The organism is Phytobacter sp. V69 (assembly GCF_965644215.1).
In the GTDB taxonomy this organism is placed as follows: Bacteria; Pseudomonadota; Gammaproteobacteria; order Enterobacterales; family Enterobacteriaceae; genus Phytobacter.
In genome coordinates, this window is record NZ_CBFFRL010000532.1 from 1 (window position 1) to 421 (window position 421).

Here is a 421-nt window from a genome sequence, read left to right on the forward strand (position 1 = left end):
GGTAGTGCTTAAACAACCTATCCCTACGATTGACTTGGGTTCACTGGCTCCTGCAACTCGAAGTATTCTGGGTATAACAAAGGGATATATCAATGAGAATAAAAAAGAAAGGTTTTTCTTTACTGGAATTGATTCTGGTATTAGCGATTGCATCAGCAGTTTCGTTTATGCGTTTTCAGGATCTGAAACAGGAACAGGAAAATACACAGGCCAAAATAGCAGGAGAACAAATCAGGCAGCTTGGCGAGGCGGTAAACAGTTATATCAGTATCCGCTACAACAAATTATCTACGTTGACGGCAGCGGCTGGAACAGGAACCGATCCGGGGCCACGTACCTGTTCAGGGTCTGTCTGTACCATTACCTACCAGACATTGATCAATGAAGGATTATTGCCTTCCTCTTTTACTGGCGTGAATAT

The 421-nt window shown here is 43.2% G+C and carries 1 protein-coding gene; it reads left to right on the forward strand.

Going from position 1 to position 421, the window contains the following annotated elements; all coding sequences use genetic code 11:
- Positions 1 to 92 precede the first annotated feature (92 nt).
- On the forward strand, positions 93 to 421 hold a 329-nt coding region (locus ACSZPU_RS26340; protein WP_499004577.1), incomplete at its 3' end, for a type II secretion system protein.